The sequence below is a fragment of the Celeribacter naphthalenivorans genome (genome assembly GCF_020524585.1).
GTDB lineage: Bacteria > Pseudomonadota > Alphaproteobacteria > Rhodobacterales > Rhodobacteraceae > Celeribacter > Celeribacter naphthalenivorans.
This window is the reverse complement of the sequence record NZ_JAIVLK010000001.1, coordinates 427,090-445,336: the sequence shown is the minus strand read 5'-3', so window position 1 is coordinate 445,336 and position 18,247 is coordinate 427,090. Positions and strand designations below refer to the sequence as shown.

Here is an 18,247-nt window from a genome sequence, read left to right as displayed (position 1 = left end):
CGAAAAACGTTGCCACACTGAATTGATATTGCTGCGTTTCTCAAAATTGAGTGGCTCAAGGTTTTTGAGAAACGCTTTCGACGCCCAAGTCCCACAGCTCGCTGAGCGCGTCCCCCGCGCCCAGCTCCGGCTCAAAGCCGCCGGTGTTCAGAAAACTCAGGGTCTGCACGATGACGCGCGGGTTTTGCATCATGAAGGTGTGCGTCACCGGCAGGGTCAGATGCGCCGTCATGCCCGCGACCTTGGTGCTCTCGATGGAGACCTTGCCATCGTCCTCGCCCTCAACGACGGCTGAGAGGATCGGGTTCAGCGACTGGCTTCCGGCGATCACCCCGGTCTCAAAGGGCACGGGCGGCAGGCTCTCGGGCAGGCTCCCTGTGCCAAGCTGCAACCCCGCCGGGCCATTGGCGGTCTCAAAAGCCGCGAAGCCCCCGAAGGTGTCGATGATCTCGGAGCCATGGTTCGGCGGGCCCAGCATCACGACGCGGCCCCAGTCCAGCTCCGGGTGATCGGCGGCAAAGCTGCGCAAGAGGATCGCGCCCATGGAGTGGGTCACCACATCGGGCGTGATGCCCTCGCTACAGCCCGCCCGCGCGGCGCGTAGAGCCGGATCGGCCAGAAGCGCCACGGGGGCCTCACGCGAGGGGTAGCCCTGATTGACGACCGTGTACCCCGCCGCCTGCAGGGCGTGTTCCATCACCAACATGGAGGCATCGGTGCGCGCCAAACCATGCAGCAAGATCACGCAGCGCGGCTCTGAAACAGCCGTGTGTTCCGCCGCCAAGGGCAGAGGCAAGCCACCGAAAACTAAGGCATAAAACAAACTCTTCATGGGCGATCATATGGCCGAAGGCTCATGACAAAACAAGGGCGCACAACACGCAAAGGGCGCCCAGTGGGCGCCCGTCCATGTTTCTCCCTGAGGATACCACAGCCAAACAGCTGTCACCGCTTACCGATCCATTCGGCAGGTTCGTCATCACAGGCGTCGGCCCTTTGAGCGAGGGGGCACATGCTCCTCCGTCTCGCTTCATCCGGGGTCACAAGCCTCAATCGGCGGCACCCGTGATCGAACCCTTCAAATCCTGACCTCCTGCCCTGCGGTCCAACATCCCTCCACGGATTCGACCACGTAAGCCGGAGGCACCGATTATTGCGGCGGATCCTCCATGTTGTTCTGGCCAGTCATGCGGGACATTCTCATGTCATCCTCCTTTTGCCGTTCCAACATCTATAGAATAGCGCGAGTCGCGGGGCTTAGCCTTGATCCGCATCAAATACGCTGTCGATCATCGCCTGCGTGCCGCGCGCGTTTTCCAAGCTCCACGGATAGTCCGCCCCGTCCCGCACCGCGCGGACAAAGGTTTCGACCTGACAGACGTATTGGCGCACGCGGGGGAAGCGTTCGAGTTTCAGCCCGCCCTGGGTGTCGCGAATTTCGATCTCTGCCAGCCCCGCCGTGCCCGCGTTAAACGGCGTTTTGAGGATGATCAGACCTTTGCGACCATGAAAGCGCACCTCCTGAAACGGCGCCATGCGCATAGAGACATAGGCGTGATAGGCAAAGCTCGGGAAGTGCGCGGAAAATTCGGCGCTGACATCGACGCCGTTTTCGCGAATGATCTCGGCATGGGTGATTTTGAGCGGCTCTTCCCCGGTCGCAAAGCGTGTCGACCCCATGGCGTAGACGCCAATGTCGCCCAAGGCCCCGCCGCCGGTTTCTGGCCGGTTGCGGATGTTGTCCGCGTCCGGATTGTCGAAAGAAAAGGCCGCCTCGACCCGGATCAGATCGCCGATCTCGCCCGCCGCCAAGAGGTCCCGCACCCGTGCCCATTGCGGGTGATGCACGATCATGAAGGCCTCGGCACAGACAAGTCCCGTCTCATCACGCTTGGCGATCAGCGCGTCGATCTCCTCCGCTTTCATCGCGATTGGTTTCTCGCAAAGCACATGTTTTCCGGCCGCAAGCGCCTTGAGGCTCCATGCGATATGCAGGTGATTGGGCAGCGGAATATAGACCGCGTCGATCTCGTCGGAGGCCAGCATGGCGTCGTAATCGGTGAAGACCTCAAGATCGGGGGCAAAGGCCTGAAACGGCGCGGCTTTGTCCTCGGATGAGGTGGCAAGTGCCGCCAAAGTGGCGCCCTCCGCCTCATGGATCGCGCGGGCCATATGTTCGCGGGCAAAATTTGCAGCGCCCAAAACGCCGAAGCGGACAGGTGTCATCTAAGGTTCTCCTTCCATCATGTTACCGCCATCATGCGTCATGGTGGCGCAAAGAAAAAGGGGCAGCCCTGCGACCACCCCTTTGAAAATTTTAATCGACGATCACATCAGGCCCCTTCAAGGATGCCCTGTTCCTTCGCCAGCTCCTGCATGCGTTTCTGCAGCTTCTCAAAAGCGCGCACCTCGATCTGGCGGATGCGTTCACGGGAGACCTCATATTGGCTCGACAGCTCTTCGAGCGTCACCGGCTGATCCTTGAGACGGCGCTGCATCAGGATGTCTTTTTCGCGCTCATTGAGCACATCCATCGCCTGCACCAAAAGCTGGCGGCGGGTGTCCATCTCGTCGCGGGCCTCGTAATCGGCGGCCTGATCGGCGTTTTCGTCCTCAAGCCAGTCCTGCCATTGCGCAGAGCCTTCCTCATCATTGCCGACGGTGGCATTGAGGGAGGCATCCCCGCCCGACATCCGCCGGTTCATCGAGATCACTTCGTCCTCGGTCACGCCGAGATCGGTTGCGATCTGTTTGACGTTGTCCGGGTGCAAATCGCCGTCCTCAAAGGCACCGATGCGGGCCTTGGCCTTGCGCAGGTTAAAGAACAGTTTCTTTTGCGCAGACGTTGTCCCGAGTTTCACCAGAGACCAGGAGCGCAGGATATATTCCTGAATGCTCGCACGAATCCACCACATCGCATAGGTCGAGAGGCGGAAACCCTTTTCCGGGTCAAAGCGTTTCACCGCCTGCATCAGCCCCACATTGGCCTCCGACACCACCTCGGCCTGCGGCAAGCCGTAGCCGCGATAGCCCATGGCGATTTTGGCGGCCAAACGCAGGTGCGAGGTCACGAGCTTATGCGCCGCATTGGCGTCCTCATGATCCACCCAGCGTTTCGCCAGCATGTATTCTTCCTCGGGTTCCAGCATCGGGAACTTGCGGATTTCCTGCAAATAGCGGTTCAAACCCTGTTCGGGGCTCGGAGCCGGCAAATTGGCGTAATTACTCATCTCTCACATCTCTCCCGCGTCACGCCTATGTTATAAGGCTTAACATGCCATTTGGGAAGGCCTGTTAGCGCTTTCAAGGGGCGGCGCGCATATTCCTATGTCCAAGATCTGAACAAACCATGACCCAAGCCGCAAAGTTCCCCAAGCGAAACCGTCAAGATTTCACCCGGCTCACGGCCATGTGGTCACATGTTACAAAAAACGGGCGCTTAAAGCGTGTCGAGGAGCGTCTGCATGTCCTCGGGCAAAGGCGCCTCGAACCGCATCTCTTCGCGCGTCACCGGATGGATAAAGCCCAAAACAGCGGCATGAAGCGCCTGACGTGGGAAGGCATCGACCGCATCGCGCGCCGCCTCGGAGAGCGCTTTATGGTTGAGTTTCCTCCGCCCGCCATAGGTCTGATCGCCGACCAACCCGTGCCCGGCATGGGCCATATGCACGCGGATTTGGTGCGTGCGCCCGGTCTCCAGCCAGCATTCCACCAGCGCCAGTTGCGGCGGTGTGCCGTAAAGCTCCAGCACACGTGCCCGGGTGATCGCGTGGCGGCCCTCGGTGAAGGACACGGCCTGCTTTTGCCGATCCGTCTTATGACGGCCCAACATGGTGGTGATGCGCAGAATGTTCGAGCCCTCGAAACTCACGCCTTTGACGCCGCGCAGCCGCGGGTCCATCGGGTCCGGCGCGCCGTAGACCAGCGCGAAATATTTGCGCTCGACCGTGTGTTTTTCGAATTGTTTCGCAAGGCCTTGGTGTGCCTTGTCGGATTTGGCGACGACCAGAATGCCAGACGTATCCTTGTCGATCCGATGCACGATGCCGGGGCGTTTTTCGCCGCCGATCCCCGACAGACTCTCGCCGCAATGATGCATCAAGGCGTTGACCAACGTGCCCGAGGGGCTGCCCGGCGCCGGGTGGACGACCATGCCGACGGGTTTGTTTACGACGATCAGATCGTCATCCTCGTAGATCACGTCGAGTGGGATGTCTTCGGCCCTGAGTTCGATCTCAGTGGCCTCTTCGACCACGATCTCGATCTGATCGCCCGCCTCGACCTTGCCCTTTTGATCGGTGACGACCACGCCGTTCACCTTCACGGCACCCTCGGCCAAAAGTTTCACAAGCCGCGAGCGCGACAGCATGGCTTCTTCTGGCACATCGCGAGCAATCGCCTTATCAAGACGTTTGGGCGGGTGTTCCCCGATGGTAAAAGAAACGGTGACAGTCATGGATGATCCGGCAGGTAAGGACTTCGAATTGAACCCGAAAGATGCGGCGGGGCTGACGCTGTTGCGTCGGCTGGTCACCGGGCTTTTGGGGGTGATGATTGTCGGGTTTCTAGTGCTGATTGGCTTCCTTGTCACGCGCTTCCCGGATTTCGAAGATACAGCACCTGCGCTGAGCTGGCCCGAGACGCTCGATCTGCCCGAAGGTGTGACGCCCGAGGCGGTGACGCGCGGGTCCGATTGGGTTGCGGTGGTGGCCGGGGATGAGATTCTGATTTTCGATGCCGCGACCGGCGCGCTGCGCCAGCGGATTGCCGTCGAAACGCCGTCGAACTGACCGCGACACATCTCTTTTTCATAAATGCCGCCTCTGAAAACAGAGAACGCGGCGCCCTCCCCTGCGCCGCGTTCCTCCCCCCGAACATGAGGCCCATCACAGGCCAACAGTCGGGAGTGTTCTTTTAAGGTCAGACTGCTCCGTCGTCTGTTCGACCTTTGCAGCATTCACAGGCTGCATAAGCGAACAATGCGACCGGAAGCAGGACCAGGGCCGAATAGGCCAATCCTACGACATAAAGGTGCATCATGTCCTCCCTAATTGGAAGACTAACATGCAATTCCACAAATTGCTACATTTTGTCGCAGCCCAATGCAACCCGGAAATTTCGCCTTGAAGTTCGAGACTTAGGCGAATGAATCGCTCCATGTCGTCGCACATCGCCTTGGTCTATGCGCAGCGCTTACGTCCCGTCGGCCAGACCACGTGAATCTCGCGTGACAGACCGCGCCCGGCCTCGCCATCCCAGCCGAAATACCCTCCGCCATCACCAGATAAGGGTGACGGCCGAAAGCGTCAGAAGACGGATCACGCGGGTCTGCTGTTGGGGGAGAATATAGAGATGCGGAACGGTGCACGGGCCGAAGCCATCTGCGGCGCACCATAACATGTCGTGTCATAACATGTCGTGTATATGTGTGGGGGGAGTGGTACCACCTCCCCGGCTCGAACGGGGGACCTCCTGATCCACAATCAGGCGCTCTAACCAACTGAGCTAAGGCGGCACTGTCGGGGGATTTACTGTCCTGTGATGATGAATGCAAGAGGCAGTTTGGACAAAACCGCGCTTTGACAGGCAGATTTTTTGCAAAACACTTCTCTGTGCAAAGGGGCAAGGCCGCGCGGGCCCAGAGCCGACTTGCCTCATCTGCCTCAAACGCGTAAACGCCTTTCTCATCCACAAAGGAGCCATCATGGGTATCAATTCGGAAAAAGACATCGAAGCCAATCTTCAGATCGGGCCGACCACGCTTGGCATGGTGCGCATGTTCATCGAGGCGACGGGTGGCATCGAGATTCCGATGGATTTCGAACCGGAAGAGGCCGAAGAGATCGCCGAAGAGCTGCGCGCAGCGGCGGCACAAGCGCGCAAATTGGCGAAGTAAGCTCACGCCTGAGGGGGTGTTTGCCTCCGGCGGGAGTATTTTCCCCACGAAGAAGACTATTTTTCTTTGAACATTCCGGCGACGCCCGGATCGCGGTAGGCCTGAAGACGGGCAGCGGCGGTGCGGGCGAAGATCATGTGGATTTTCTTACGTCGGGCGGGTGGCAGTTTGTCCTCATCGGGCATCCGCACGATCTCGGCGCCGTAGCCGTCCGCGAGGATGAGGCCCGCGCCTTCTGGCAGGATCTCGACCGGGAATTCGGCATCGACCGCGAAGAAATAGCGGTCGCACCAGTCCAGATAGCCCTGCCATTTGCTGTCCGACATGAAATCCGCGCGGCTGGATTTGCATTCGATCACCCAGACCTCGCCCTTGGGTCCCAGGGCCATGACATCGACGCGCAGCCCGCGCGCGGGGACGAGTTCCTCGACGCAGGTGAAATCATAGCTGCGCATGTGGCGCGAGACGCCGCGTGCCAGAAGTTGGCCGGGCTGATAGGGGGTGATGTCTGTTGGATTGGGCATGAGGGATTATCTGGCGCAAGTGAGCGAGAATTTCAACGCCCTGCCCCTTGTCCTTTTCCGTGGATCGCCCTATCTCGGCTGAGGCGGGATCTGCTCGTTTCGTACATATGGGCGCAAGTCTCCGGAGGCCTTACGCAACCGAATGGGAGCTGGCTCTGTCAAGACCCTGGTTTTGTTACCTGGCGCCCACCTGATATATCAGGCATCGGGAGCAAAGCGTCGCTACGGATGCTGTGGTCCCCCGCCGCCTTACAAAAAACGCGCCTCTCGGGGCGCGTTTTTTATTGGAAAGTCTATAAGTTAGCGGCGCCGGGACTGCGCCTCCACGGGGATCGGCTCGAGCGCGGTGAGCGGAATATCATCGCGTTTGCCGCCCTGATTACCGTCCTCGCTTTCGGCCATCCGCATGATCGAAATGGCAAATTGCACGCCGGAGAAGACGATGCCATTGGCAAACCACAAGACGATCACAGCAATGATGCCGACGTCATTGTGCGTCACCAGATGCCAGAGGTTGGCGACGTTGAAATAGAGAAGCGTCGCGACAAAAGCGGCGGCGATGGCAAAACCGATCAGCACTTGGGTGATGTAGAGTTTGACCAATTTGGGCATGGCAGATTGTGGCATGGCAGCGCTCCCGACATGAGACTCTGAGTTCTATAGCACAGAATCTATATCAAATCCTGCATATGACAACAGGTGACAGGATGTAGCGGCTGTCCCCGCCCGATGCCGCGCATCGAAAGACCCCGATCCAGCCTCAAAATCTCCATGATTGGCCTGTTATCTGCTCAAAAGTGCACGGCACCACACGCCGCAAATCTGGCCGACCGAGAGGACCCTATGACGCTCCATGCCATCACCCATTTCCGCGCGTTGGCGATTGTCTTTGTCGTGGCCTCTCACTGTATCCTGCTCGCGCATTACGACAGTCCGACGCTGGCGCAGGGCACTTTCATCAACCTGCTGACCGGCGCGACCGCGTTCTTTGTGCTGATCTCCGGCATTCTGTTCCAACATGTCTTTGTGCCGCGCTACACGTTTCGGCGTTTCATGCGTTCAAAGCTCCGCAATGTCGCCCTGCCCTATCTCGTGCTGGCGCTGCCTCTGACGGTGTTCGTCGTGCTGCGCGAGGCCTCGAGCGAGATCGGCGGGCAGGTTCTTTATGGCGCGCATCTTTTGCTCAGCGGCAATACGGTGATCGCCTATTGGTATGTGCCAGCCATTCTGGTGATGTTCCTGATGTCGCCTTTGCACATGGCCTATCAGCGCCTGTCTCTGAACCATCAGCTCAGCATCTTGGCCGTGCTTTACCTTCTGTCCAACATCGTGCAGCGCTCGGTCGAGGATATGGTGATCCCGCAATCGGTGATCTATTTCACGCCCGTCTACCTCACCGGCATGACCTATATGCAGCACCGCGCGGCGGCCCTCCCTCTCCTGAAACGGCTGAGTTTTCCACTGCTTCTAAGCGCCGTTCTCTTGGCGATGCTGGCCGCGCAGATGGGGCACTACGGCAATTATCACACAGGATTCAGCCTGCGTTGGAGCGAGATCGACCTGATGATGCCGCAAAAGCTGGCGCTGTCTTTTGCGATTCTGGGCCTGTTGGAGCGCTATGCCGACCGCCCCATTGCGGCAAGCCAGTCCCTTGCGGAAGCGAGTTTCGGGGTGTTTTTCCTTCACGCGCCGATGATTTACCTGCTGCTTGAGGCAGGTTACCGGCCTCTCTTCGCTGCGCCTCTAGCGAATATCGTGGTCATGACCGGGGTGCTTTTCGCCCTCTGCCTGAGCTCCATTGCGCTCTTGCGCCGGGTCTTTCCCAATCACAGCCGTCAGCTTGTGGGCGCGTAAAGGAAAACCGGACGCTTTTGAGGGCGCCCGGTTTGGAAATGACAGAACTGCTTGGCTCCAGATATGGCTTTAAAAAGCCTCCGGTCGAGCTTCGCACGATTGATTTGCTCGTTCTCCCTACGGCCTTAAAAGGCCTCCGGTCGAGCCTCGCGGGCCATATGATCCAGCACCGCGTTGACGAATTTCGGCTCACGACCATCGGGGTAAAACGCTTTGGCGACATCCACGAATTCGACGATCACCACCTTGGGCGGTGTGCGGTCGGACAACAGCTCGGCGCCTGCGGCACGGAACAATGCGCGGAGCGTCGAGTCGATCCGCGCGATCGGCCATTTCGCCACCAGAGCCCGGTCGGTCATCTGGTCGATCTTGGCCTGATCGTTCACCGCGATCTCGGTGATCTCGTGAAACAGATCGCTGTCACCGTCGATGAACGTGCCCTCTTCCTCGGTCTCGAGACCAAAGAAATGGTCGTAGAACTGACGGCGCACCTTGTCGACGGTCATGTCGGCGGCTTCCATTTGAAACAGCGCCTGCACGGAATACAGCCGCGCGGCGGATTTCATCTCGCGCTTGGTGGGCGGTTTCAGATGGGTGTTCTCTTCGGTCATGCTTTTGCGTCCATCAGGCTGGCTTGGTGTCACCGGCAAGCTTGATCGCGTCCGCATGGAATCCCACGCCCTTGCTCGGAGCGGCCCATTTGCGCGAAAGCGCGATCAGATGCAAGGCCGCAGCCGCAGCCCCGCCACCTTTATTTTGGCCTTTGCTCTCGGCACGCGCCACGGCTTGCTCGCGGTTTTCCACGGTCAGGATGCCGTTGCCGATGCAGAGACCTTGCAGGCCCATGAGCTGAATGGCGCGCGAGCTGTCGTTGCAGACCGTCTCGTAATGCGTGGTTTCACCCCGGATGACACAGCCCAGCGCGACGTAACCGTCGAAGTTCGAGAGCTTGTCGGCGATGGAAATCGCGGTCGGAACCTCCAAAGCGCCCGGCACTTCGACCAGATCCCAAGTGCCACCGGCCTCCTCGATGGTGGATTTGGCGCCCGCGACCAGCTCGTCGGCAATGTCCTTATAGTAAGGCGCCACGACGATCAGCAGTTTCACCGGCTCTTCGAATGTCGGCAGATCGAGAATGTGATGTTGTTCAGCAGCGGCCATGGCTCATGCCCCTTCCGTGATTTTACGAGTGCCAACGATTTCGAGACCAAAGGCCTCAAGCCCCGGCACTTTCGGTTTCGGGCTATCCGTCACGAGGATCAGCTCATGCAGGCCCAGAGCGGCGAGGATTTCAGCGCCAAGACCGTAGCGGCGCAGAGTTTGCGGCGAGGCTTCGTCCTCATCGGCGAGTTTCATCCGCGTGTCGCGCAGCAGCACGACCACACCGCGGCCCTCTTCGGCGATCAGCTCCATCGCACCTTCCATCTCGCGCGAGGTCTTGCCAATGCCCAAGACGTCTTCGAGCGGGTTGAGGTTGTGCACCCGAACCAAGGCCGGCTTGCCATCCGTCACATCGCCTTTGGTCAGAACGATATGTTCTGCGCCGTGCAAATCATCGGTGTAAATCTGCATGTTCCAATCGCCACCGAATTCAGAGCTCACTTTGCGCTCTTCGGTCTTGGTCACGAGGTTGTCGTGGCGGCGGCGATAGGCGATCAGATCGGAAATCGTCCCGATCTTGAGATTGTGCAACTGCGCAAAGCCCACCAGGTCCGGCAGGCGCGACATGGTGCCGTCTTCGTTCATGATCTCACAGATCACCGAGCTGGGCATCAGCCCGGCAAGACGCGCGACATCGACACCGGCCTCGGTGTGACCGGCGCGGACAAGCACACCGCCATCACGGGCGCGCAGCGGGAAAATATGTCCGGGCGTGGCAATATCGGCGGAGGTTTTCGACGGGTCGATCGCCACGGCGACGGTGCGTGCGCGGTCGTGCGCAGAAATACCGGTGGACACGCCCTCTTTTGCCTCGATGGAGACGGTAAAGGCGGTTTCGTGACGCGACGAATTGCTCGAGGCCATCATCGGCAGGCCCAACGCGTCGATCCGTTCGCCAGTCAACGTCACACAGATCAGCCCGCGCCCATAGGTGGCCATAAAATTGATCGCCTCAGGCGTCGCCATCTGCGACGGGATCACCAGATCGCCTTCGTTTTCGCGATCCTCATGATCCACGAGGATGAACATCCGGCCATTGCGGGCGTCTTCGATGATTTCCTCGATGGGGGAAATGGCGGCGTGATAGGTTTCGCTATCGGTCTTGAGTGTCTCAGTCATTGGCATTTCCGGCATGGTCGTTTCGGCGGCTTTCTGGGGATTCAGTCGCCTTTGCGTACAGGTTTGCGCGCCCAAACGCCAGCCTCATCACACGCACAGGCGCCGGTCGTTTCATGCACCCTGTCCGAAAAGACAGGCATCTCCTTGAAAACCCCTCTCGAAAGTCTCAGGCGCCAAAGAAAACCGGTGCCTCGATCTGGCCGCCGAGCTTGCCCGCCATCAGCCAATCCGCCTCAAAGGGCGCATCGGCAATCAGCACTACGCCCGCACGCGGCAGTTTCGGCCCCAAAAGTGCGGACAGACGGGCGCGCTGCGTGCTCCAGGGCGCATAGGGCGCGGGGGCTGCGGCGGCTGTGTCGATGCCCTCCATGGCCTCGATCAGGTCCGGCACAAGCGGATGATGCGCGGCGACCAGCCGCGTGGCCTTCACCTGCGCCAGTTTGTCGGCATAGGCCGGGGGCATTTGATCGCCCTGACGAATGAGGCGTAAGGCATTGGACGAAAAAAGAAACCCGATCACATCGCGGCCCGTGCAGGCACGGATAGAAGCGTAGGATTTATAGGGCATACCCAGCTCTTCGGCGCGGCGTACCCGACGACGAATGACCTCGATGGGCAGGCTCTCCCCCATCAACCCCTTGCGCGCATTCTTCCAAAGATAGCGACGATAGCTCACCCCGCCATCGAGAGCCGGGCCGCCATTGTGGCCGACGCCATGGAGGGGCGTCATGCCTGCCACTCTTGGAGACGGGCCACGTAGCGCGCCAGCGTGTCGATCTCTAGATTGACCTTGTCGCCCACCTTCACACGGCCCCAAGTGGTCACCTCCTGCGTGTGCGGGATGACGTTGATGCCAAAGCTGGTGCCTTCGACCTCGTTCACCGTCAAAGACGTGCCGTTCAAGGCCACCGAGCCTTTCGGCGCGATGAATTTTGCCAAGGCCTCCGGCGCATCAAACTTGATCCGTGTGCTGTCGCCCTCGTCGACCATGGCGATGATCTCGGCCACGCCATCGACATGGCCCGACACGATATGGCCGCCCAACTCGTCCCCGAGTTTCAAGGCGCGCTCAAGGTTGAGTTTTTTGCCGACCACCCAAGCAGAGATATTGGTCTTCGACACGCTCTCGGCGGAGATTTCCACGTCGAACCAGTTTTGCGGATCGGTTCCCAGCGCAATCACCGTGAGGCACACGCCGTCACAGGCAATCGACGCGCCGATCTCGATCCCGTCCACATCATAGGCGCAGCCGATCCGTGCCCGCAGATCGCCGCGCTTTTCCAGTTCCAGAACGGTGCCGATGTCCGTGACGATCCCTGTGAACATGTCTTCTCCTGTCGGGCTTTTACGTTGCTTGTGCCCAGAGGTAGCGCCCCCGGCGCTCTGCTGCAAGCGATGCTATCGCAAGACCGCTCAGCGAATCTTCACCTTTTTCGGAAATGGTTTCCCATAGGCCCAAAGCGCCCCTCCCTTCCTCTGCGTCCAAGAGGCCACAAATCCGCCCGATTTTTTAGGCAAGCAACACTTTAACCATGACAAGCCCGCCCGAGAGGCCCAAAGACGACGCCATGAAACACCCAGAGGTCCAAACCACCGCGAAAACGCGCGTGTTCCTGATGTTACAGGGACCGCATGGGCCGTTTTTCTGGTCTTTGGGAAAAATGCTGCGCGCCGCTGGCGCCACCGTCTGGCGTGTCGGATTCAACGCAGGTGACCGCGCGTTCTGGTTCTCGTCCAAGACCTTCTTGCCCTACGCCCAGCCCGCCGACGACTGGCCCGAACGTTTTGCCGAAATCGTGCGCGAGAAATCCGTCACCGACATTGTTCTCTATGGCGACACCCGCCCGGTCCATGCGCTTGCGATCGAGAAAGCCCGCGAGTTGGGGCTGACGATACATGTGTTCGAAGAGGGCTACATCCGTCCCTATTGGGTCACCTATGAGCGCGACGGTTCGAACGGCAATTCGACCCTCATGTCGCTGACCGTGGCGGAGATGCGCGCCGCCCTGGACAAGATCGACCATGACAATATCGAACCGCCCGCGCTTTGGGGCGATATGCGCCAACACATCTTTTACGGCGCGCTCTATCATTGGTTCGTGATGTTCCGAAACTCCGCCTTTAGACATTATCGCGGCCATCGCGAATTGCCGGTGACCAAAGAATTTCTATTGTATTTCAAACGCCTGATGATGATGCCGCAGCATTGGCTGTCACGAGCGTGGCACACGCGCTCGATCCTCTCTGCCGGGCATCCGTTCCACATCGCGCTGTTGCAGCTCGAACATGACACCAGCTTTCAGGTCCACAGCCCCTATTCCACCATGCCCGAATTCATCGCCGATGTGATCGAAGGGTTCGCGCGCGGTGCGCCGCCGCATCATCATCTGGTGTTCAAGGCGCATCCTCTGGAGAACGACCGCCGCAACCTGCGTCACGAAATTCGCCGCATCTCTGCGGAATTCGGGGTAGAACACCGTGTGCATCACGTTCGGGGCGGCAAGTTGCAGCGGCTTTTGCACAGCGCACGCTCCGCCGTCACAGTGAACTCCACCGCCGGGCAACAGGTGCTGTCTCTGGGCATCCCTTTGCGCATTCTGGGGCGCGCCGTTTACGACAAACCGGAGTTCGTGTCGCATCAAACGCTTGAGGCGTTTTTCGCCCAGCCCGACCGCCCCGACACCCGCGCCTATCGCGATTACCGACAGTTCCTGCTGGAAACCTCGCAAGTGCCCGGCGGGTTCTATTCCAAACGCGGACGGCGCCAGTTGATGCGTCAGGTCGTCGATCTGATGTTGTCTCAGGACGCCCCCGATGTAGCGCTTCTGTCCGGCACCGCGCCGCCACGCCAACCGCTGCGCCTTGTAAAGTAAATCCGTGAAGCGACTCGCTGAGCAGAGCGATCCGCGGCAATTAAGGCCACAAAACGACATCAAAGACGCGGATTTTGCCCCTAGATCATGAGGCAAAACCTCTCTCGACCACACTCCCTATGGGACCAGCGACCTTCCCGCAACACCCCTTTTGGGACCGCAGCGCGTCCGGTCGGCACGGTGGATTTTTGACTCGCTATTCATTAATCTTCTGACTAAACCCGATAAAAATATGGGGCAGAGGAGTTCGACCAGTGCAGATCCTGACATCGCGCATCACCCGCGCCATCACGCTTGTGGCCGTGGCTGCAAGCCTGTCCGCCTGTGCTTTGCCGCGTTCTGGTCCGAACAAGAAAGAGATCTTTGCCGGTTCTGTTCAGGAACAAGGTGATTCCTTCGTCGTGACCGTCAATGACCGCGTCAACGCCGCCACCGCCATCAATCAAGAGCTCGGCTTTTCCTCCGCATTCCAAAACGCGGGCGTGATCGGGTCTGACACGATTGCTCCGGGTGACGTGCTGTCGCTCACCATCTGGGAAAACGTCGATGATGGCCTTCTGGCGGGCCAAGGCGCAAATGCGACTGTCCTCTCCGAGGTTCAGGTCGATGGCGGCGGCTTCATCTTTGTGCCCTACGCGGGCCGCGTCAAAGCCGCGGGCAACAGCCCCGAAGCCATCCGCCGCATCATCACCGAAAAACTCGACACCCAGACTCCTGACCCGCAAGTCATGGTCGCCCGCGCCGCAGGCGATGGCGCCACCGTGACCATCACGGGTCAAATCGCCGGTCAGGGCGTCTACCCGATCGAACGCCCGACCCGCCGCCTCACCGCCATGCTGGCCAAAGCGGGCGGCGTCTCCGTCGAACCCGATGTGGCGCAGGTCAAGGTTATTCGCGGCAGCTCAGTCGGCACCGTCTGGTTCGCCGATCTCTACGAGAACCCGAAATACGACATCCCGCTGCGTGACGGCGACCGCATTCTCGTAGAAGCCGACCCCCGGTCCTTCACCGCGATGGGGGCAACCGGCGGTCAAAGTGTGATCTCGTTTGAGACCCGCAACCTCTCCGCGCTGGAAGCCATCGCCCAAGTCGGCGGGTTGCAGACCAACGCCGCCGATCCGACCGGCGTCTTCGTGTTCCGCAACGAACCCGAAGAAATCGCCAAACAGGTTATGGGCCGTGACGATCTGGTCGGCACGCAACGCCTGATCTATGTGCTGGACCTGACCCAACCGAACGGGCTGTTCCTCGCACGCGACTTCCTGATCCGTGACGAAGACACGCTTTACGTCACCGAGGCACCGTTCGTCCAATGGCAGAAAACTCTGGGCGCCATCACTGGCACAGCGACCTCGGCCAATTCGCTCAGCAACCTCGCCAACTAAGACCCATGGTCGATCCCGACCGCATCGCATCCAAAGCCGCCCCGACAATGTCCGGGCGGCTTTCCATTGCACCGCCCCTGCTGTTCCAACGTGTTCTGGCAACACCTGATCTCTCCCACGTCACGTTGCAGGACTGGGACGCTCTTCTGGCCGAGAGCGGGCTGGACGACAGCGCGAAACTCGCGCGGGCCCGCGATGCAATGGATTGGCTGGTTTCGTTGGAAGTGTCTAAGTTTTCGGCGCATCAAACCGAAAAAACGCTTCCGGATGTTCCATATGTGCTGGTTTTAGATCAGCCCCGCACCACGCAGACGGCCCCGACAGAGGCCGACATGCTGGAAATGTTGGTCTTCGCGCAAACTGAATTGCTCAATGCGCAGGTCGCGATCCTGCCCTGCGAAGATGGTTTTTTTACGGATCACGACGATCCGCGCGTCACGCTTTTGCCCCCGGAAACACCCCTCTACCCGCTTTTGGAAAATGCCACGTCGGTCTATACTCATAGTGCCGGTGCCGGGTTTGACGCCATTCTGGTGGGGCATCGCCCACGGGTCTTTGGGCGCCCTTGGTACGGCAGCCTCGATCTCACACAAGACGAGAATCCCAATCCTCACAGCACCCGCCGCCTCACCCGCGCGCAGCTTTTCTGCGGTGCGATGATGATGTCGACGGGATGGCGGAGCGGGGACACCGAACTTGAGATCGAAGACATCCTGAGCCGGCTGGAGGCCCGAATTCGGGCCGAAAGCGACGACAGAGCGGGCTATATCGCCTCAAATATTTTGCCTTGGAAGCGCCCTTTCTTGCGGCAGTATCTGGGACAGAACCGGATCGTGTTTTCCGACAATGCCGAAGAGATTGCCCGGCATAAGAGCGAAGGCGCGCGCCACCTTGCATGGGGGCAGAGTGCCGAGGCTGACCTGCGGCTCGAGGACGGTTTTCTGCGCTCACGTGGTCTCGGTGCCGCCCTCGTCCGCCCGCTGTCTCTGGTGCTGGACGATCTGGGGATTTACTTTGACCCAACCCGACCTTCGCGGCTCGAAACCTTGATCAGTGCGCGAGCGGACCTCAACGACCGGCAACGCAAGCGTGCCGAGACATTCGTGCGCCGCCTGACGGAGCTGCGCGTGAGCAAATACAATGTCGGGCAAGGCAAACCTGCGTTGCCGGAAGGGCACCGGATTTTGGTCGCCGGACAGGTGGAGGATGACGCCTCGATCCGTCTCGGTGCCGGAGAGATCGCGACAAACTTGGCGCTGTTGCAGGCCGCCCGCGCCGCCCATCCCGAGGCGGTGATCGTCTACAAACCGCACCCGGATGTCGAAGCGGGCCTGCGCCGTGGCAAACTCTCCGAGGCGGCTCAAATTGCCGATGTGATCGCGCACAAAGCCGATCCGCTGGCCCTCATCGAGGCCTGCGATGAGGTCTGGACCATGACCTCTCTCATCGGCTTCGAGGCTCTCTTGCGCAATACCCCCGTGACCTGTACCGGCGCACCGTTTTATGCCGGATGGGGGCTGACCACCGACCTTGGTCCAACGCCCGCCCGACGCGCGGCGCGGCCTGACGTGATGGGGCTCGCCCATGCGGTTCTCATTGATTATCCACGCTATTTTGACCCGAAAACCGGCGCGCCCTTGTCGCCCGAAGAGGCGCTTGAGCTTTTGGCCACAAGCCCCAATGGCCGCAGCCGCGCCGCACAGTTTGGCCTTGCGAAACTGCGTCAGCTGCGCGCTGCCGTGTTAGGTCTCCGGTAGAGACCAGAGGCTCAGCGCGTCCGGCCCGATCTGCTCGATGCTCTCCAAACGATAGCGCGGTGCCGCCGCCAGACGGTCCAACCCCAAGGCCCCCAGCCCCGGCATGCCTTCGGCGCCGATCGCCAGACCGGCGGTGAAAAGCGCGACGCGATCGACCAGTTCCGCCGACAAAAGCGAGGCCGCCAAGGCCCCGCCCCCTTCGCAAAACACCCGCGTCAGACCACGCGCACCGAGCGCTTGGAACGCCGCCTGCGGGTCGAGATGTCCGGCCAGGATGCCAACTTCGATCAGCTCCGCGCCGAGGCCTGTCCAGGCCGATTTCAACTCTGCGCTGACGTCCGGGCCGTGAAGAATCCAGACCGGCACCTCTTGTGCTGTGCGCGCAAGTTGTCCACTCAGAGGCAGGTCGAGACGCCGAGACATCACCACCCGCACCGGTTGATGCGAGACGCCCAGACCGCGCACGGTCAGACCCGGATCATCGGCCCGCGCGGTGCCGCCGCCCACCAGAACCGCGTCGTGATTGGCGCGCATGGCATGCACCCTGCGCCGCGCTTGTGGGCCGGTGATCCATTGGCTCTCGCCCGTGGCCGTCGCGATGCGCCCATCCCAAGAAAGCGCCAGTTTCAGCGTCAGCATCGGGCGGCCCTTGGTGACTTTGGAGAGAAAGCCTTCTTGTTGGCGGCGCGCCTCTGCTTCGAGCACGCCCGACGTCACAGAAAGACCTGCGCTTTGCAAAATCGCAAAGCCTTTGCCGTTCACCCGCGGGTCCGGATCACCTAAGGCGACGACCACACGCGACACGCCCGCCTTGATCAGCGCTTCGGAACAGGGGGGCGTTTTGCCATGATGGGAACAGGGTTCCAGCGTCACATAGGCCGTGCCACCGCGCGCCTGATCGCCGGCTTGCGCGAGCGCCATGGCCTCTGCATGCGGCCGCCCGCCGGGCTGGGTCCAGCCACGTCCGACGACGCGACCGTCTTTGAGGATCACACAGCCGACAGCGGGATTGGGCCACGTCCGCCCAAGCCCACGCGCCGCCAAGGACAGCGCGTGACGCATATGGCGTTCATCGAGAGTTTGGCTCATTCGTCAGGCTTGGTGTCCGGGCGCAACTCACTGACAAATTTGTCGAAATCGTCGGCGGCCTGGAAGTTCTTATAGACCGAAGCAAAGCGCACATAGGCCACAGTGTCGATCCGCGCGAGGCTTTCCATCACGATCTCGCCGATGGTTTTCGACGGAATATCCGTCTCGCCCATGCTCTCCAAACGGCGCACGATGCCGGAAATCATCTGATCCAGACGCTCGGGCTCGATCGGGCGTTTCTGGGCCGCGATGCGAATGGAGCGCTCAAGTTTGTCACGGTCGAAATCTTCGCGGCGGCCATTGGTTTTGACCACAACCAGATCGCGCAATTGCACACGCTCATAGGTGGTGAACCGTCCGCCACAGGCCGAACAGAACCGTCGCCGACGGATCGCAACATGATCCTCAGCCGGACGGCTGTCTTTCACCTGGGTATCGACATTTCCGCAAAATGGACAACGCATCTGCGCCCCCTTATCTCATCACTGCCTCAGTCATCTGGGGTCTTTGCCCCAGTTATCCACAGGCACTATAGGGGGAAGGCCAGAATTTGGGTAGTGATAATTTGCATCGCTAGATGTTGTGGGGA

At 60.2% G+C, this 18,247-nt stretch carries 19 protein-coding genes and 1 tRNA gene; 6 read left to right on the top strand and 14 right to left on the bottom strand.

What is annotated here, in order from left to right; genetic code table 11:
- Window positions 1-55: 55 nt before the first annotated feature.
- From LC094_RS02225 to LC094_RS02210, 4 genes are all read right to left on the bottom strand, one after another.
- Window positions 56-832 (bottom strand): esterase/lipase family protein, encoded by a 777-nt coding sequence (locus tag LC094_RS02225; protein ID WP_226549853.1) that lies wholly within the window; start codon window positions 830-832, stop codon window positions 56-58.
- A gap of 425 nt (window positions 833-1,257) precedes the next feature.
- A complete protein-coding gene (locus LC094_RS02220; protein WP_226549850.1) occupies window positions 1,258-2,226 on the bottom strand; it encodes a Gfo/Idh/MocA family protein in 969 nt (322 codons plus the stop codon).
- A 107-nt stretch (window positions 2,227-2,333) separates the two neighbouring features.
- Entirely contained in the window at window positions 2,334-3,230 is an 897-nt protein-coding gene (rpoH, locus tag LC094_RS02215; protein ID WP_226549846.1) for an RNA polymerase sigma factor RpoH, read from the bottom strand.
- Window positions 3,231-3,439: 209 nt separating this feature from the next.
- Window positions 3,440-4,456, bottom strand: a complete 1,017-nt coding sequence (locus LC094_RS02210; RefSeq protein WP_226549843.1) for an RluA family pseudouridine synthase — start codon at window positions 4,454-4,456, stop codon at window positions 3,440-3,442.
- Between LC094_RS02210 and LC094_RS02205 the strand changes: the two genes are divergently transcribed.
- Window positions 4,455-4,790, top strand: coding sequence for a DUF6476 family protein (locus LC094_RS02205; protein ID WP_226549840.1), 336 nt, complete (start codon window positions 4,455-4,457; stop codon window positions 4,788-4,790). The genes LC094_RS02210 and LC094_RS02205 overlap by 2 nt on opposite strands.
- Before the next feature lie 648 nt (window positions 4,791-5,438).
- Here the strand turns inward: LC094_RS02205 and LC094_RS02200 are convergent.
- Window positions 5,439-5,515, bottom strand: a tRNA-His gene (locus LC094_RS02200).
- A gap of 189 nt (window positions 5,516-5,704) precedes the next feature.
- Between LC094_RS02200 and LC094_RS02195 the strand changes: the two genes are divergently transcribed.
- Window positions 5,705-5,896, top strand: coding sequence for a DUF6324 family protein (locus LC094_RS02195; RefSeq protein WP_167600017.1), 192 nt, complete (start codon window positions 5,705-5,707; stop codon window positions 5,894-5,896).
- 56 nt (window positions 5,897-5,952) lie between these two features.
- Here LC094_RS02195 and LC094_RS02190 read toward each other — a convergent pair whose 3' ends face one another.
- Together LC094_RS02190 and LC094_RS02185 are read right to left on the bottom strand one after the other, a co-directional pair.
- Window positions 5,953-6,420, bottom strand: coding sequence for an MmcB family DNA repair protein (locus LC094_RS02190; protein WP_226549837.1), 468 nt, complete (start codon window positions 6,418-6,420; stop codon window positions 5,953-5,955).
- Between the two features lie 300 nt (window positions 6,421-6,720).
- On the bottom strand, window positions 6,721-7,032 hold the full coding sequence (locus LC094_RS02185) for a hypothetical protein (RefSeq protein WP_226550346.1): 312 nt from the start codon (window positions 7,030-7,032) through the stop codon (window positions 6,721-6,723).
- Between the two features lie 231 nt (window positions 7,033-7,263).
- Here LC094_RS02185 and LC094_RS02180 point away from each other — a divergent pair, with 231 nt between their 5' ends.
- Complete coding sequence (locus tag LC094_RS02180; RefSeq protein ID WP_226549834.1) at window positions 7,264-8,274, top strand: acyltransferase family protein; 1,011 nt, start codon at window positions 7,264-7,266, stop codon at window positions 8,272-8,274.
- 125 nt (window positions 8,275-8,399) lie between these two features.
- On the opposite strand, the gene nusB is transcribed toward LC094_RS02180, so the two are convergent.
- From nusB to LC094_RS02155, 5 genes are all read right to left on the bottom strand, one after another.
- Window positions 8,400-8,885, bottom strand: a complete 486-nt coding sequence (gene nusB / locus LC094_RS02175) for a transcription antitermination factor NusB (RefSeq protein WP_226549831.1) — start codon at window positions 8,883-8,885, stop codon at window positions 8,400-8,402.
- Between the two features lie 13 nt (window positions 8,886-8,898).
- Window positions 8,899-9,435, bottom strand: coding sequence for a 6,7-dimethyl-8-ribityllumazine synthase (locus LC094_RS02170; RefSeq protein WP_226549828.1), 537 nt, complete (start codon window positions 9,433-9,435; stop codon window positions 8,899-8,901).
- Window positions 9,436-9,438: 3 nt separating this feature from the next.
- A complete protein-coding gene (gene ribB / locus LC094_RS02165) occupies window positions 9,439-10,554 on the bottom strand; it encodes a 3,4-dihydroxy-2-butanone-4-phosphate synthase (RefSeq protein ID WP_226549825.1) in 1,116 nt (371 codons plus the stop codon).
- A gap of 166 nt (window positions 10,555-10,720) precedes the next feature.
- Window positions 10,721-11,284 (bottom strand): hypothetical protein, encoded by a 564-nt coding sequence (locus tag LC094_RS02160; protein ID WP_226549822.1) that lies wholly within the window; start codon window positions 11,282-11,284, stop codon window positions 10,721-10,723.
- Window positions 11,281-11,880, bottom strand: a complete 600-nt coding sequence (locus LC094_RS02155; RefSeq protein ID WP_226549819.1) for a riboflavin synthase — start codon at window positions 11,878-11,880, stop codon at window positions 11,281-11,283. Before LC094_RS02155 ends, LC094_RS02160 begins: the two co-directional genes overlap by 4 nt.
- A gap of 242 nt (window positions 11,881-12,122) precedes the next feature.
- Here LC094_RS02155 and LC094_RS02150 point away from each other — a divergent pair, with 242 nt between their 5' ends.
- The 3 genes from LC094_RS02150 to LC094_RS02140 all read left to right on the top strand — a co-directional run bounded on the left by LC094_RS02150 (window position 12,123) and on the right by LC094_RS02140 (window position 16,569).
- Window positions 12,123-13,427 carry a capsule biosynthesis protein gene (locus LC094_RS02150; RefSeq protein WP_226549816.1) on the top strand — a complete coding sequence of 435 codons (1,305 nt, stop codon included), beginning with the start codon at window positions 12,123-12,125 and terminating at the stop codon, window positions 13,425-13,427.
- 254 nt (window positions 13,428-13,681) lie between these two features.
- Window positions 13,682-14,812, top strand: a complete 1,131-nt coding sequence (locus tag LC094_RS02145) for a polysaccharide biosynthesis/export family protein (protein WP_226549813.1) — start codon at window positions 13,682-13,684, stop codon at window positions 14,810-14,812.
- 5 nt (window positions 14,813-14,817) lie between these two features.
- Complete coding sequence (locus tag LC094_RS02140; RefSeq protein WP_226549811.1) at window positions 14,818-16,569, top strand: capsular polysaccharide biosynthesis protein; 1,752 nt, start codon at window positions 14,818-14,820, stop codon at window positions 16,567-16,569.
- Here LC094_RS02140 and ribD read toward each other — a convergent pair.
- Both ribD and nrdR read right to left on the bottom strand, forming a co-directional pair.
- Window positions 16,555-17,658 (bottom strand): bifunctional diaminohydroxyphosphoribosylaminopyrimidine deaminase/5-amino-6-(5-phosphoribosylamino)uracil reductase RibD, encoded by a 1,104-nt coding sequence (gene ribD, locus LC094_RS02135; RefSeq protein WP_226549808.1) that lies wholly within the window; start codon window positions 17,656-17,658, stop codon window positions 16,555-16,557. The genes LC094_RS02140 and ribD overlap by 15 nt on opposite strands.
- Window positions 17,655-18,122 (bottom strand): transcriptional regulator NrdR, encoded by a 468-nt coding sequence (gene nrdR, locus LC094_RS02130; RefSeq protein WP_219783803.1) that lies wholly within the window; start codon window positions 18,120-18,122, stop codon window positions 17,655-17,657. Before nrdR ends, ribD begins: the two co-directional genes overlap by 4 nt.
- Between the last annotated feature and the right edge of the window lie 125 nt (window positions 18,123-18,247).